13 protein-coding genes are annotated in these 14,788 nt (G+C 44.0%); 10 read left to right on the forward strand and 3 right to left on the reverse strand.

The window, feature by feature from the left end; all coding sequences use genetic code 11:
* Window positions 1–65 precede the first annotated feature (65 nt).
* Together J7E38_RS03460 and J7E38_RS03465 are read left to right on the forward strand one after the other, a co-directional pair.
* Window positions 66–254: a hypothetical protein gene (locus J7E38_RS03460; protein ID WP_214709488.1), complete on the forward strand. Its 189-nt coding sequence runs from the start codon at window positions 66–68 to the stop codon at window positions 252–254.
* Between the two features lie 281 nt (window positions 255–535).
* Window positions 536–2,887 (forward strand): penicillin-binding protein 1A, encoded by a 2,352-nt coding sequence (locus J7E38_RS03465; protein WP_215038215.1) that lies wholly within the window; start codon window positions 536–538, stop codon window positions 2,885–2,887.
* Between the two features lie 250 nt (window positions 2,888–3,137).
* On the opposite strand, the gene J7E38_RS03470 is transcribed toward J7E38_RS03465, so the two are convergent.
* Entirely contained in the window at window positions 3,138–3,413 is a 276-nt protein-coding gene (locus J7E38_RS03470) for an HPr family phosphocarrier protein (RefSeq protein ID WP_214709484.1), read from the reverse strand.
* A gap of 487 nt (window positions 3,414–3,900) precedes the next feature.
* On the opposite strand from J7E38_RS03470, the gene J7E38_RS03475 reads away from it, so the two are divergent.
* The 7 genes from J7E38_RS03475 (at window position 3,901) to fumC (ending at window position 12,597) form a co-directional block, all read left to right on the forward strand.
* Window positions 3,901–5,181 carry an MFS transporter gene (locus tag J7E38_RS03475; RefSeq protein WP_214709482.1) on the forward strand — a complete coding sequence of 427 codons (1,281 nt, stop codon included), beginning with the start codon at window positions 3,901–3,903 and terminating at the stop codon, window positions 5,179–5,181.
* A 141-nt stretch (window positions 5,182–5,322) separates the two neighbouring features.
* Entirely contained in the window at window positions 5,323–5,874 is a 552-nt protein-coding gene (gene sigY / locus J7E38_RS03480; protein WP_214709480.1) for an RNA polymerase sigma factor SigY, read from the forward strand.
* The gene (locus J7E38_RS03485; RefSeq protein WP_214709478.1) at window positions 5,840–6,187 is read left to right on the forward strand and encodes a YxlC family protein; all 348 of its coding nucleotides are present in this window, start codon (window positions 5,840–5,842) and stop codon (window positions 6,185–6,187) included. The genes sigY and J7E38_RS03485 overlap by 35 nt, the downstream gene beginning before the upstream one ends.
* Complete coding sequence (locus J7E38_RS03490; RefSeq protein WP_214709637.1) at window positions 6,187–6,381, forward strand: hypothetical protein; 195 nt, start codon at window positions 6,187–6,189, stop codon at window positions 6,379–6,381. Before J7E38_RS03485 ends, J7E38_RS03490 begins: the two co-directional genes overlap by 1 nt.
* A 446-nt stretch (window positions 6,382–6,827) precedes the next feature.
* Complete coding sequence (locus J7E38_RS03495; protein ID WP_214709476.1) at window positions 6,828–8,585, forward strand: ABC transporter ATP-binding protein; 1,758 nt, start codon at window positions 6,828–6,830, stop codon at window positions 8,583–8,585.
* Complete coding sequence (locus J7E38_RS03500) at window positions 8,582–10,585, forward strand: ABC transporter ATP-binding protein (protein ID WP_214709474.1); 2,004 nt, start codon at window positions 8,582–8,584, stop codon at window positions 10,583–10,585. Before J7E38_RS03495 ends, J7E38_RS03500 begins: the two co-directional genes overlap by 4 nt.
* A gap of 632 nt (window positions 10,586–11,217) precedes the next feature.
* Window positions 11,218–12,597, forward strand: coding sequence for a class II fumarate hydratase (fumC, locus tag J7E38_RS03505; protein WP_214709472.1), 1,380 nt, complete (start codon window positions 11,218–11,220; stop codon window positions 12,595–12,597).
* A 119-nt stretch (window positions 12,598–12,716) separates the two neighbouring features.
* On the opposite strand, the gene J7E38_RS03510 is transcribed toward fumC, so the two are convergent.
* Window positions 12,717–12,920: an alpha/beta-type small acid-soluble spore protein gene (locus J7E38_RS03510; protein ID WP_023615428.1), complete on the reverse strand. Its 204-nt coding sequence runs from the start codon at window positions 12,918–12,920 to the stop codon at window positions 12,717–12,719.
* Window positions 12,921–13,277: 357 nt separating this feature from the next.
* Here J7E38_RS03510 and J7E38_RS03515 point away from each other — a divergent pair, with 357 nt between their 5' ends.
* Window positions 13,278–13,520 carry a hypothetical protein gene (locus J7E38_RS03515; RefSeq protein WP_214709470.1) on the forward strand — a complete coding sequence of 81 codons (243 nt, stop codon included), beginning with the start codon at window positions 13,278–13,280 and terminating at the stop codon, window positions 13,518–13,520.
* Between the two features lie 55 nt (window positions 13,521–13,575).
* Here J7E38_RS03515 and J7E38_RS03520 read toward each other — a convergent pair whose 3' ends face one another.
* The gene (locus tag J7E38_RS03520) at window positions 13,576–14,676 is read right to left on the reverse strand and encodes an ABC transporter ATP-binding protein (RefSeq protein WP_214709468.1); all 1,101 of its coding nucleotides are present in this window, start codon (window positions 14,674–14,676) and stop codon (window positions 13,576–13,578) included.
* Between the last annotated feature and the right edge of the window lie 112 nt (window positions 14,677–14,788).

Below are 14,788 nucleotides of genomic sequence, written 5' to 3' on the forward strand. Positions count from 1 at the left end.
TAATTCATCAAAGACTGGCGAACTTTGTTGTAAATCTTTCATTTAAGAGATAAGGAGTGGCCTATATGGGAATGGATTCTCAAAAGGCAATGCATCCGACTATACGGAAATGCCTGCAGCACCTTGATGTCATACAAGCTGATGATAAAACAAAGCAGATTGTTTATATGTATATGGAGACGCTTCTCCGGGAAAGGGACATGGCTGCCGCCAGTCAGCAGCAAATCACAGAAGATGGATCTAATAATCAATGAAAAAGCCAATCGAACATTTGTCGATTGGTCTTTTATTTATATTCCAGTGTTTTGACAGCCAATCAAGAAGTCCTGCTGGCAGACATATGCAGATAGAGTTATAGTAGGAACCTTGCCGTATTATGTCTTTTTTCCTTGTAATTAGCCAATATGTGTTAATCCTTTTGAAAAATGGGTAAAAGAAAGTGTCATATTTCTAAACTATTTTTAAAAGGTTGGGGTGCTCAGTGAGCAAAAATTCAATAGCAACACGTTTTTTAAGAGGCTGGAAAAGGTTACATATGAACCAGGTGCTTGTTTTGTCTGTTTCAACAGCAGTTCTGGCATTCCTGAGCTTTTTCCATGTTTATTCGGAGGGGGCTGACATCAGCGCATTGAACGATGACATGGCCCAGTCGACGGTCATTTACGATGCAAATGGGGAGGTCGCAAGCAAGATTTCGGCATTGAAAAATGAAGGAATCAAGATTGAAGATGTCCCGGACCATGTCAAAAATGCCGTCATCGCCATTGAGGATCACCGCTTTTATGAACATGACGGGGTGGACCTTGTTGGAATATCAAGGGCTTTTGTACAGAATGTCAAGGCAGGCAGCATTGTTGAAGGCGGAAGTACGATTACACAGCAGCTGACTAAGAATGCACTTCTTACGAGTGAAAAGACATACAAAAGGAAGCTTGAAGAATTCTTCATGGCCAGGGAAATTGAAAAGCAATATTCGAAAGATGAAATCATGCAAATGTACCTGAACCGCATTTACTTTGGAAATGGTTCATGGGGCATCAAAGAGGCGGCAATGGGTTACTTTGGCAAGGATGTAAAAGACCTTTCCATCAGTGAAGCGGCGATGCTCGCAGGCCTGATCAAGGCGCCATCTGCGCTTGATCCACACAAAAACTATGATAAAGCGATTGAGAGAAGAGATCTCGTCTTGCAGATGATGAATACACATGGCTTTATCAAGGAAGATGAATACAACCAGGCAGTTGCCGAAAAAATCGCCCTCAATGAAAAAGGCGGAGATCCGTTACGCGGACGCTACCCATTCTATGTAGATCATATCATTGATGAAGCAATCAAAAAATACGGTCTGACTCAGGATGATGTGTTAACGGGCGGGCTGCAGATCTATACCGAACTCGATGTGACGATGCAGTCAGCAGTGGAAGCCACATACGCTAAAGATGACATTTTTCCAAAAGGCACTGAAAAGCAAATCGTCCAAAGCGGTGCTGTACTGGTCGATCCTAAAACCGGAGGCATTCGTGCCCTTGTAGGCGGCCGCGGTGAGCATGTATTCCGTGGTTATAACCGTGCTACACAACTAAAGGCACAGCCTGGCTCGACAATGAAGCCGCTTGCCGTATATGCACCTGCGGTTGAAGAAGGCTGGGGTGTTACGGACATGCTTAAGGACGAAGAGATGGAATTCAAAGATTACAAGCCTCATAACTATAATGATAAATATAAAGGCGAAGTGCCGATGTATGAAGCATTAAGAGATTCATTGAATGTACCTTCTGTCTGGCTTCTGGATGAAATCGGGATTGTGAAAGGGATGGAATCTGTTAAGAAGTTTGGCATTAATCTCGATCCAAAGAACGACCGCAATCTGGGTCTGGCACTTGGGGGATTATCCACGGGAGTTTCTCCGGTGACAATGGCCGAGGCATACTCCGCGTTTGCCAACAATGGAGAGCGGCATGAAACCCATGCGATTACGAAAATCGTCGACAAGGAAGGCAATACAATTGCTGAGTACAAGGGAAAGAAAAGCAGGGCAATCTCAAAAGAGACCGCAGAAAAAATGACAACGATGTTAATGGGTGTTGTCGAGGAAGGAACAGGGAAAGGGGCGAAAATTCCAGGCAGGGAATTAGCCGGAAAAACAGGATCCACCCAGGTTCCGATTGATGGGGTCAAAGGTACGAAAGACCAGTGGTTCGTAGGATATACTCCGCAGCTTGTCGGCGCTGTATGGGTTGGTTATGACAAGACAGATAAAGAACATTATTTAACGACCACCAGCAGTGAAGGAGCAGCACTGATTTTTAAAGACTTTATGTCGGAGGCTTTAAAAAATACAAAAGCAGAATCCTTCAATGTTCCTCCACTTTCAAAGTATATAGAGGAGCACAAGAAGCAACAGCGTGCCAAGTCTGTAAAGGAATTAGAATCAAGGGTCAAGAAGGAATCAGAAAAGCTAAAGAAACAATGGGAAGAAGCAAAAAAGAAACTGAACAAGAAAAAAGAAGAACCAAAAGATAAGCCAGAAAAGAAAAAGGAAAAAGAAAAAACAACTGAAGCTGCTGCCGCAACAAATACTGGCAACAACGACACCAAGGATTCTGGCGATACAAACGATACTGGCGGTGCAGGTGACACCGAAGGCGAGGGAGATACCGGCGGTGCAGGTGACACTGGAGGCGAAGGAGAAACCGGCGGTACAGATGACACCGGAGGCGAAGGAGATACAGGTGGTGCAGGTGACACCGGTGGTGAAGGAGATACTGGTGGTGCAGGTGACACCGGTGGTGAAGGAGATACTGGTGACACAGGAGATACTGGAGGCACAGGTGACACCGGAGGAACCGGTGATGGTGGCTCAGATGATAATGATAGCAATAACTAAGTTTAAACAGCGCGGGTTTCCTGCGCTGTTTTATTTATGTACTGTGTTCGTAAGCTCTGTTCTGGCCAGGTTGATAACCGCATAAAAAAGAGGCTGCCTAAGGTCAAGTTTTTGACCAATAGCAGCCCCTTTTGGAACGTCCTTATAATAATCTTAACAGGAAACCGATCACGACGATTGCGCCGACGATCATTAGTATTGTTCTTACCACGAAAATTCACCTCAACTATTGTATGTTCTGATACTGTGATTATATTTGAAAAGATTCTGTAGTTTCGATCAGTCGCTTGCGCTTCACCCGAAGTACAGAAGCCTCGTTTGTTAACAGTTTTGTCAACTGGTTCAATTTAGGTTCTACATCGGTGCCTTCCATAATAATTTTTAAAGTTGTATTTGGTTCGACAGTCAGCAGGAATGATACAAGTTTGGACAATGATGTTGCCTCAACTGCCTTCTGACGGCTGTATAAGTAAGTAGTACTATCCAATTTATTAGCAGCCTGATAGATTTCAAGCATTTTCTTCATTGTAAATCTCTTTTGTACCATTACATTAGATGACATAATCTCTTTCATTTATAATTAACTCCTTTAAAAAACTTTTTTAAGTAGGTTAGTTGAATATTACCCCGTAATCGTGGTTTGAAAACCTTCATGGAGTGAAATGGGCGATGTTGGCAGAATTGGCGATTGCAAATTCCTGTAACTGGAAAAAGAGGTAAGCAATGAGCCGAATTGGTGCCCTGAATCTCCAGAAATCGGAAAAAGAGGTCACCAATGAGCCCTATTGGTGACCTAAATCTCCAGAAACCTGAAAAAGAGGTCGCCAATGAGCGGCCTATAGCATAAAAGGCCTGCAGAGAAAGGCTTCAATAGAACAAGTACCCAGCATACGACCTCAGTGCTGTTTAAATCCGTCTCAAGCAGGAGAAGGAAACAGCCGGGAGAAAGATTCTTGCCAACAGGAAGTTACGATACCATAAAGATACTAAATGAGTTGCGAGGAGAAAAACGAATGAAAAAATTTATGGATATTTTCAGGAACGGCAGCTTCACCAAGTTGTTTCTGGCAAACTTCACTTCCCAAATGGGCAGTACCATCGGTTTGACGGCCTTTATGTTTTACTTGCTTGACCGGTTCAGCTCCCAGCCTGTGTATGCGACTGTTACCGAATTGATGTATTCTTTGCCAATGCTGGCAGTGTTTTTCATGATTGGGGTTTTCGCTGATCGGATGGACCGGCAAAAGATTGCCGTTTATTGTGATTGGATCAGCGCTGGTTTATCGCTTGGTTTGATTGCGGCCATTTTTGTAGGCTGGATGCCGTTGGTCTTTGCGGTACTGTTTTTAAGGAGCGCCATTCAAAAGTTCTTTTTCCCAGCTGAGCATGGAATGGTGCAGGGAATCCTGAAGAAAGAGGATTATACGACTGCTGCGGGATTGAACCAGCTCGTCATGAGTTTGTTCATGCTGTTCGGCAATGGTCTTGGAGTCCTGGCTTACTGGTCGATTGGGATCTATGGAGCAATTTTGATTGATACATTATCGTTCATCATCAGTGCACTATTGGTTCAGAAAACGGTGGTTTCGCTGGAGGCAAGACTTCCGAATGGTCCGCAAAAACTGAAGGAACTGAACATCAAGATGGTCTTCAGTGATTTTAAACGAGGATTCTCCTATGTTTTGAGCAGCAGATTGCTATCTACTCTGATCATCGGCTTTTTCATTTTCGGCATTGTCAATGGTGGCTTCTCGGTCATGCCGATCTTTATCCTGAAGTATAAGCTTGCGCCAGATTCCTATGAGCAATACTCGATTGTCATCGGATTCGTGTTTGGCATCGGTGTTTTGATTGGCAGTTTCATCGCATCATTGCTTTCCCAAAAAGTTAAGCTTTATCATCTGATTTCAGCGGGACTATTGATTGCTGGCAGTTTCACGGCTCTTGCTTCAATTCCAAATAACATTTACCTGTTCCTCGGCATTCTCTTTATCTCTGCTTTGGCACTGCCGCTTATTAATGTTGGGCTTGGGGGATGGCTGCCGAGCATCATTGATCCTAAAATGATGGGCAGAGTTCAGGGGCTGATTAGTCCGTTGAGCATGCTCTCCCAGTCGCTGACGCTTGCTTTTATTGCCTATAGCTTCCCGGTTTTTCTGACCATCGAAATGCTATATTGGATTGTTGGCGGCTGTCTTGCATTAGTTGGTTTATTTTATCTGATTGCCCTGCCAAAACTGGCCGAAGAACAGACTGCTGGGGTCGAAAAAGCCGCAGCAGAATCAGGAGTATAAATGAAGGTCCTTTGTGGGCTTTCTTTTTTTATTGGCCAAGAAAAAATTTTTTGAACGGTTCTTTACTTCAGACGTCTTATGAATAAATAATGAATAATAGAGTTCATTTTTGGGGTGGCGGGGAAAGCGAGGCATGCTTTTATGGATGAAATAGAGTTAATCACTGAAGCGAAAAAAGGTGACCACCATTCGTTTGCTGTGCTGTTCAGGAATCATTATCCCCTGCTGGTAAAATACCTGATGAAGATTACGATGAATCCTGACCTGTCCGAAGAATTGGCACAGGCGACAATGGCAAAATGTGTGGAGAAGATTCACTTATTCAATGGGAAATCCAAGTTCTCCTCATGGCTCATCAGCATCGCAACAAATATGTACATCGACCAGCAGCGTAAGAAAAAGCGCGAACGAGAGTGGAACGATGGGGAAGCAAGGTCTCGCAAGCTGCAATGGCATATGGAATCCAGGAATGAGGAATGGACAGATGCACTTGCTGCCTTATCCAGACTATCAGATGAAATGAGGATCCCGCTCATTCTTAAGCACTATTATGGATATTCATATGATGAGATTGGTGAAATCCTGAATATCGCCGCTGGTACTGCAAAGTCTAGAGTCCACCACGGTCTTTTAGCCGTTAGAAGGGAGCTGAAAGTAGATGAAAAACCAAAAGGGAATCTCGTCAAAGGATGAGCAAATGGATAAGGAATTTTTTTTTGAAACCATTAGCGCGATTCATAATGGACTGGATAAATTGGATTCCATGGACATATATACACCTGATGAAAAGTGGTTTGAACAAATGGTGCTGAATCAGCAGGAAGCTCAAAAAAAGAAATTTCTCAGGGAGCTGACATGGTTCATTATATGTGCCGGGCTGATCCTTACCATGGTCATCTTCACCATGCTGCAAGTGCCGGTATTGTTCTATATGCTCCAGGCGATTACAGTGGCTGTCGCTGCTTTTTCTGGCTATAAAGGAATGCAGAAGCAGGTGGACAGCTGATGAACGAAGAACTGTCACCACTCATGCTGGCTGCTGTTGTCGTAATCTTATTGATGCAGAGCATTTTTCTGTTTACCAATGCCCGTAAGCATGGCCATAATTATTGGCTATGGGGGATATTGGGTTTGATCCAGGCTCCCATGCCGCTGCTTTTTTACCTGCTGTTTGTAAGAAAGATCTGGCGCAGGAAATGAGGAAACCATTAAAAATGATGAAAAATATCGAAAAGTTAGAATTGACATATTTGCCATTGAGATGATAACCTTACAAAGGAATGGAAAAAATAACTAAAAGGAGGGTTACGGACATGAACATTGTAAAAATCGCCAAATACAATCAACTGAATACTTGTAACCCATCCTTTTACAATAATTGACTTGTAGTTAATCAACTTTCTCTAAGAAGCTGGAGGCATGGGTTGCGCATTCGCGTGACGTGTGCCTTTTTCTGTCTTTATCAAGAGATTCAGGACATATCGCATGCCGCGGTATGTCTTTTTTCATGTGCAGGGAAGTTCCATTCCAAAAATATTGAAGGAGGAAACAATATGGTCAACGCAAATGTAAAGAAACTAGTAAAAGAGGAACATCTGGAAAGCGGCTAGTCAGTTTTTTTACAACAGAGAGGAGAGTGACTGACAATGTTATCGGTATTAAAAAAGTTAAGCTGGTTTTTCAAAGAAAACTGGAAAAGATATAGTGTTGCGATTACATTACTGATTTTTGTCGGCGTACTTGATGTACTTCCCCCAAAAATCGTCGGGATGGCCATAGATTCCATCCAACTCGGCTCCATAAATCAGCCGTTGATTTTCAAGTATATTGGTGCGCTGGCGCTTATTACAGTTGTCTCATATTTCATCACTTATATTTGGATGTACCAGTTATTCGGAGGGGCTTTCCTGATCGAGAGGAAGCTGAGGAGCCGCTTCATGAAACATATGCTAAAGATGACTCCTACGTTTTTTGAAAAGAACCGGACAGGGGACCTGATGGCAAGAGCGACGAACGATTTAAAGGCTATTTCGATCACGGCAGGTTTCGGCGTCTTGACACTGGTCGATTCAAGCATTTTTATGCTGACGATTCTGCTTACGATGGGCATTTTCATCAGCTGGGAGCTGACACTTGTCTCCATTATCCCGCTGCCTATCATGGCCTATCTGATCAATATATACGGGAAAAGGATCCATTCCAAGTTCACGTCCGCCCAGGATGCATTCGGCGAGCTGAATGACCGGGTGCTGGAATCTGTATCAGGAGTTAGGGTCATCAGGGCCTATGTGCAGGAAAAAGCAGATGAAGCCCGGTTCCATGAGTTGACGGAAGATGTCTATCGCAAAAATGTGGAAGTCGCAAAAATTGATTCATTATTTGAACCGACGATCAAAATTCTTGTTGGGCTGAGCTACCTGATTGGCCTGGGCTATGGAGCCTTCCTCGTCTTCCAGCAGAAACTGACGCTGGGCGAGCTGGTTAGCTTTAATGTATATCTCGGTATGCTCATCTGGCCAATGTTCGCAATTGGCGAACTGATCAATGTCATGCAGCGCGGCAACGCTTCTCTAGACCGTCTGAATGAAACCTTGTCCTACAAGGAGGATGTTGCTGATCCGGTTAAGCCGGTGGAGGGCAATGAGCCGGAGTTTTTACAAATGTCTGAGTTGACATTCAGGTATCCTTCATCAAAAGTGAACAATCTTGATCAAATCAAGCTGCATCTGAATCGTGGCCAAACGCTCGGGATTGTCGGCAAGACAGGAAGCGGCAAAACGACTTTGATTAAACAGCTCCTCAGGGAATACCCTGAAGGCAGTGGAAGCCTGCTTGTATCAGGTGTGCCAATCCAGGAACACAGCCTGAGGCAGACAAGGAGCTGGATGGGTTATGTTCCGCAGGAAAACATCCTTTTTTCCCGTTCGGTGAAAGAAAACATCCTGTTCGGAAACCCGCTGGCAACTGATAAGGAGTTGCAGGATATCATTGATTTGTCGGCTTTTCGAAAGGATCTGGAAATGCTGCCTGAAGGCTTGGAAACCCTTGTCGGTGAAAAGGGAGTCGCACTTTCAGGAGGCCAAAAGCAGCGGATTTCGATTGCACGCGCTTTGATCAAGGATCCGGAAATCCTGATTCTTGATGACTCGCTATCGGCAGTCGATGCCAAAACAGAGAAAAAAATCATTGATAATATCCGCAGAGAACGGAATGCCAAAACAACCATCATCACGACACACCGATTATCTGCTGTGGAGCATGCAGACCATATCGTTGTCCTTGAAGATGGAAAAATCGTTGAGGAAGGTACGCATGAACAATTGATGGAGGCCAAAGGCTGGTATCATGCTCAATATATCATGCAGCAGGCAGAAGCAGTCGAAGAGGAGGTGCACTCCGTATGAGTACAGGAAAAAGACTGTTCCAATATGCATTGAATTATAAAAGAATCATTTTAGTTGCACTGGCCATGCTGACTGTCGCTGTCGTCGCTGACCTTGCTGGCCCGTTCATCGCCAAGCGGATGATCGACCATCATATCCTTGGGATTGAATCGGTCTGGCATACGACTGACGAACAAAGCGGGGCTGTAAAATATAAAGGCAACTTTTATACAAAAGATGATGTGGAGCAGGAAACAGATTCTGCTCAAATTCTTCAGGTAGGCAGGAATTTTGTTTTTGTTGATAGAGAGATTGAATTCGACGGCAGCCGAAGTTATGAGGATGGGGTCTTGACGGTCAACAAAGGACCCAAGGCTGCCCAGTATGAAGCTCAATTGCTTTCAGGTGAGGAATTGATGGGTTTTTATCGGCCTGAAATTCCGGGCATTATTAAACTGCTGGCCTTCTATTTCGGTTTGCTGGTCATCGCTGCAATCTTTCAGTATGGACAGAGATTCTATCTGCAAAAATCAGCCAACCGGATCATCCAGAAGCTGAGGGAGGATGTTTTCAGGCAAATCCAGAGGCTGCCGATTCGGTATTTCGACAATCTGCCAGCAGGAAAGGTCGTTGCCAGGATCACGAACGATACAGAGGCGATACGTGAACTGTACGTAACCGTCCTGTCCACGTTCTTTACAAGTTTCATCTATATTACTGGCATCTATATTGCCTTGTTCATCTTGAATGCGAAGCTTGCGGCCATCTGTTTGCTGTTATTGCCAGTTCTGTTTGTCTGGGCAAAGCTGTACCGCAAATATGCATCGAAGTATAATCATGTGATTCGCTCACGGGTAAGCGACATCAACGGAGTGATCAATGAATCGATCCAGGGAATGAGCATCATCCAGGCGTTCGGCCGGGAAAAAGAAACACACCAGGATTTCGAGAAGCTCAATAACGAGCATTTTACCTATCAGAATAAACTGCTGAGCTTAAATTCGTCGACCTCCCATAATCTTGTCGCAGTGTTGAGGAATATCGTTTTCGTGGCGTTCATCTGGTATTTCGGCGGCGAGGCCCTGCAGCCATCCTCTGCTATTTCACTTGGGATGCTTTATGCGTTCGTCGATTATATCAACCGGCTTTTCAATCCTGTCCAGGGAATCGTCAACCAGCTGGCTAATCTCGAGCAAGCATTGGTTGCCGGGGAGAGAGTTTTCAAACTGATGGATGAAGAAGGAATTGATGTAAGCGAGGAAGAGGTTCCACGCTATAAAGGAAATGTAACTTTCGATCATGTTTCCTTCAGTTATAAAGAAGGCGAGTATGTACTGAAGGACCTTAACTTTGAAGCTAGACAAGGAGAAACTGTAGCACTCGTCGGTCATACAGGATCCGGCAAAAGCTCAATCATGAATCTGCTGTTCAGGTTTTATGATCCCCAGGAAGGGAAAATCATGATTGATGGGATGGACATTTCCGAAATGCCAAGGCAAACCTTAAGAAAGTATATGGGCATTGTCCTTCAGGATCCGTTCCTCTTTACTGGGACGATCGCTTCCAATGTCAGCCTTGAACATCCTTCGATATCTAGGGATACTGTCGAGAAAGCACTGCAAAGCGTCGGAGCTGACAGAGTCCTGAAAAACCTTGAAAATGGCTATGATGAGCCGGTGATTGAGAAGGGAAGTACACTTTCCAGCGGGCAGAGGCAATTGATCTCTTTTGCCAGGGCTCTGGCTTTTGACCCGGCCATCTTAATCCTTGATGAGGCAACCTCTAGTATTGATACTGAGACGGAAGCGATCATCCAGGAGGCAATGAATGTCCTGAAGGAAGGAAGAACGACCTTCATCATTGCCCACAGGCTATCGACGATCCGCAATGCCGATCAAATTCTTGTACTGGATCGCGGCCGGATTGTGGAAAAAGGCAATCATGATCAGTTAATGGAGTTGAAAGGGAAGTATTATCAAATGTACCAGCTGCAGCTTGGAAACAAAGCGAAGGCAGGTTAAAAAGAGATTCACACTCATTCTTAATGGGTGTGGATTTTTTTAGGCTCTTTTCTCAAACTTTGTTGCTATTGAATTCAAAATTGGATTGAATTCGCTTTATTCCTTCTTAAAGTAGACGCTTTTTATGAGAAAAGAGCATGCAAACCATATACCGACCGCCAAAATAGGAAAATATTACGTTAAAATCGGCTTTAGGATTTTAACAACAATCTTTACGAAAACAGCCTTTTTTTCTGTCCGCAGCTGCGGTAACCCTGTGTGAAACCTCACTATAATTCCTGTTTTTGTCACAGAATGTTGCGAAACGACTCAGTTGTCTCTGGTGTTCCTGTGGTAGTTTAATAATAACCATATTATTTCAGGAGGTTGTTTAGATGGCGGAACTCACAGTAACCTTAAGCATCGCGAGCATCATGATCCTGGGCTATTATATTGGATATGCAATTTATAAAGCATAACCTTAAGCAAAAAAAGACATAATGAAAAGCGGAAGTAGCATTCATGACTGCTTCCGCTTTTTTCGTCTGTTTACATACACTTTTCTGTCATTTGGGCTTTAAAAAAGGTATCCTGAAGGCGAGAATGTTTGAAATGTTTAGATAAGTAAATAATTAGATTGAGGAGGGATCATTTTGTCAGATTATCGGATTGAAAGGGATACGATTGGTGAAATTAAGGTGCCATCTGATAAATATTGGGGCGCACAAACTCAGCGAAGCAAGCAGAATTTCAAGATTGGCACAGAAAAAATGCCAATAGAAGTCATTTATGCTTTTGTGGAAGTAAAGAAAGCTGCAGCCAGAGTGAATGCTGCGTCTGGAAAGTTATCGGAAACAAAAGCAAAGGTGATTGAGACGGCCTGTGATGAAATTCTTGCAGGAAAATTCGATGCGCATTTTCCGTTGGTCGTGTGGCAGACAGGAAGCGGAACTCAGTCTAATATGAACGTCAACGAGGTAGTCGCCAGAAGAGCGAATGAACTGCTTGCCGAGCAGCAGGCAGAAGAAAAGGTCCATCCGAATGATGATGTGAATATGTCGCAGAGTTCGAACGACACATTCCCGACGGCGATGCATATTGCCGCTGTAAAAAAAGTGAGTGCTGAAGTATTGCCTTCCCTTGAGCTCCTAAAGGAGACGTTAAGGAAAAAAGAAGAGGAATTCAATGAAATCATCAAGATCGGCCGAACCCATCTCCAGGATGCGACCCCTTTGACATTGGGGCAGGAAATCAGCGGATGGAAAGCGATGCTTGAAAAAGATAAACAAATGATCGAGGATGGTCTCAAGTATGTGAGAGATCTGGCAATAGGCGGGACAGCTGTCGGAACAGGAATAAATGCAGCGAAAGACTTCGGTGACCAGGTAGCAAGCCAGCTTGCCAGCCAAACAGGAGAAACCTTCCGTTCTGCACCGAATAAATTCCAGGCTTTGACATCGCATGATGAAATTGTCTTCCTTCACGGAGCATTAAAAGGACTGGCAGCCGACTTGATGAAAATTGCCAATGACGTTCGCTGGCTTGCCAGCGGCCCAAGAAGCGGGATTGGCGAGCTCTCCATACCGGCAAATGAACCAGGCAGCTCCATCATGCCAGGCAAAGTCAATCCGACGCAAAGTGAAGCCCTGACAATGGTGGCAACCCAGGTTTTTGGAAATGATGCGACAATCGGATTTGCGGCAAGTCAGGGTAATTTTGAATTGAATGTATTCAAGCCTGTCATCATCTATAACTTCCTGCAAAGTGCAAGACTGCTGGCAGATGGAATGAGGTCTTTCAATGATAACTGTGCTGCAGGAATTGAAGCGAATCTGGATGTCATTGCTGGTCATGTTGACCGCTCACTCATGCTTGTCACATCTTTGAATCCGCATATTGGTTATGAAAAAGCAGCTGAAATCGCCAAGCTTGCTTTCAAGGAAAACACTACCTTGAAGGAAGCGGCAATCAAGACGGGGTATTTAACTTCAGAGCAATATGATCAGTGGGTCAAGCCTGAAAAGATGATTTGATGAGAGTATGCACTTGGTGCTTTTCCAGGGGCCATGTGGGGAGTCAGTGAAACCAGAAAATAGTAAGGCCCCCTGATGAAGGGGGCCTAAGCCATTCTTATTTTATTGTTTAATGCAATTTAGCGTGCAGATCCGCCAAGTTGTTGCTCAGCCATTTGCACAAGGCGCTTAGTGATTTCTCCACCAACTGATCCGTTAGCGCGAGAAGTTGTTTCGCCGCCAAGCTGTACGCCAAATTCTGTTGCGATTTCGTACTTCATTTGATCAAGAGCTTGTTGAACACCAGGAACTAATAATTGATTAGAGTTGTTGCTACTAGCCATTAATATTTCCTCCTTTGTGTTTTTCAGAGTTGTATTTGGGTTAGTATTGGAGTCGAACCAATCATGGCTTTTGCCATGCCGCCTGGGTTTAACCCATGATGAGGAGTTTGGCTGGGCTAGCCGGAATTGCACCGGCGCACGTCATAGCTGCCTTCTAGGCTTAACCCAATGTCTTAATCCCTTTGCTAAGCTGCGCTTTTTTCTTTGTTGCTGCTTTATTAATAACTAGTATGTTTTGTTTCGAAAAGTTTATGCGCTGATCAATTAAGGTAATTAATACCAATATTATCACCTTACATAACCAATTTTAATCAACACAAACTAATGCTAGCGATACAGGAGAAAGGATGGAAAAGGATGGGGATGTGCCCGATTTGCAATGGCTTCAGGAACGTTGCTCTTCCATGTCCAAACTGCAGCGGCAGCATGGAGGACAGCGGGAGGGAAGCAGACTTTTATGATGATTACAGTCCGTATATGCCAATTGATCAAATGAAGCTTGAAGATGGTTATCCTGCCGATTTTGCCGAGGAGGAGTGCCCGCACTTGTTCAAATGTCCAAGCTGCGGAACAAGCCAGGTATTTTTAATCAAAGAATGATCCATGGTCAAGAAAGCAAAAAAAAAGCAACCGCAATGGTTGCCTTTTTCATGTATTATGGACGGATTCTTACTTCTGTTTCTGCATCGAAGAAGTGAACCTTGTTCATATCGAATGCCAATTCAATTACCTGGCCTGGAGTTACATCTGTGCGTGAATCAACACGAGCTACGAAATCCTGGCCTTCGAATTGAGAATAGATCATTGTTTCAGCACCAGTCAATTCAGATACTTCTACAGTTGCTTTAACAGTGGAACCTTGAGAAGCATCGATGAATACTGGCTCATCATGAAGGTCTTCTGGTCTTACACCAAGGATGATGTCTTTTCCTACATAACCTTGTGCGCGAAGGACTTTCATTTTTCCTTCTGGGACAGCAATAGAAGAATTGTTGATTGTGAACTTTCCTTCTTCAAGCTTTCCAGTGAAGAAGTTCATGGAAGGAGATCCGATGAATCCTCCAACGAAGACATTCTCTGGATTTTCATAAACTTCTTTTGGAGCTCCAACCTGCTGGATAATTCCATCTTTCATGACTACAAGGCGGGTTGCCATTGTCATCGCTTCAGTCTGGTCATGTGTTACGTAGATAGTTGTTGTATCCAGGCGGCGGTGAAGCTTGGCAATTTCAGCACGCATCTGTACACGAAGCTTTGCATCAAGGTTTGATAATGGTTCGTCCATTAAGAATACCTTTGCGTCACGGACAATCGCACGACCCAATGCAACACGCTGGCGCTGGCCGCCGGAAAGTGCTTTTGGCTTGCGGTCCAGGTAAGGTTCAAGACCAAGAATCTTTGCTGCCTCTTTAACGCGGCGGTCGATTTCATCCTTCGGGAACTTGCGAAGCTTCAATCCGAAAGCCATGTTATCGTATACAGTCATATGTGGATATAGAGCGTAGTTCTGGAAAACCATCGCGATGTCACGGTCTTTAGGAGGAACGTCGTTCACTCGTTTCCCGTCGATGTAGAAATCACCTTTGGAAATTTCCTCAAGACCTGCAATCATACGAAGAGTCGTTGATTTACCGCAGCCAGATGGTCCAACGAATACGATGAATTCTTTGTCTTCGATGTGAAGGTTGAAATCTTCAACAGCAGTTACTTTGTTATCATAAATTTTATAAATATTGTCTAATTTTAACTCGGCCATTTTTTAAGCCTCCCTGATTGTTTGTCTACAAGAACAGTTTAGCGAAAAGGCCTACCATTAATCATCAGCAGGATGCACAAAAAAATGAAAGCCCTTTTATGCAAATTGTTCA

It is taken from the genome of Bacillus sp. ISL-35 (assembly GCF_018613355.1).
Classification (GTDB): Bacteria; Bacillota; Bacilli; order Bacillales; family Cytobacillaceae; genus Mesobacillus.

Coding starts and splice junctions, on each gene's coding strand:
- J7E38_RS03460 (WP_214709488.1), top strand. CDS start 66: ATGGGAATGGATTCTCAAAAGGCAATGCATCCGACTATACGGAAATGC.
- J7E38_RS03465 (WP_215038215.1), top strand. CDS start 536: ATGAACCAGGTGCTTGTTTTGTCTGTTTCAACAGCAGTTCTGGCATTC.
- J7E38_RS03470 (WP_214709484.1), bottom strand. CDS start 3,413: ATGAAGAAAATGCTTGAAATCTATCAGGCTGCTAATAAATTGGATAGT.
- J7E38_RS03475 (WP_214709482.1), top strand. CDS start 3,901: ATGAAAAAATTTATGGATATTTTCAGGAACGGCAGCTTCACCAAGTTG.
- sigY (WP_214709480.1), top strand. CDS start 5,323: ATGGATGAAATAGAGTTAATCACTGAAGCGAAAAAAGGTGACCACCAT.
- J7E38_RS03485 (WP_214709478.1), top strand. CDS start 5,840: ATGAAAAACCAAAAGGGAATCTCGTCAAAGGATGAGCAAATGGATAAG.
- J7E38_RS03490 (WP_214709637.1), top strand. CDS start 6,187: ATGAACGAAGAACTGTCACCACTCATGCTGGCTGCTGTTGTCGTAATC.
- J7E38_RS03495 (WP_214709476.1), top strand. CDS start 6,828: ATGTTATCGGTATTAAAAAAGTTAAGCTGGTTTTTCAAAGAAAACTGG.
- J7E38_RS03500 (WP_214709474.1), top strand. CDS start 8,582: ATGAGTACAGGAAAAAGACTGTTCCAATATGCATTGAATTATAAAAGA.
- J7E38_RS03510 (WP_023615428.1), bottom strand. CDS start 12,920: ATGGCTAGTAGCAACAACTCTAATCAATTATTAGTTCCTGGTGTTCAA.
- J7E38_RS03515 (WP_214709470.1), top strand. CDS start 13,278: ATGGGGATGTGCCCGATTTGCAATGGCTTCAGGAACGTTGCTCTTCCA.
- J7E38_RS03520 (WP_214709468.1), bottom strand. CDS start 14,676: ATGGCCGAGTTAAAATTAGACAATATTTATAAAATTTATGATAACAAA.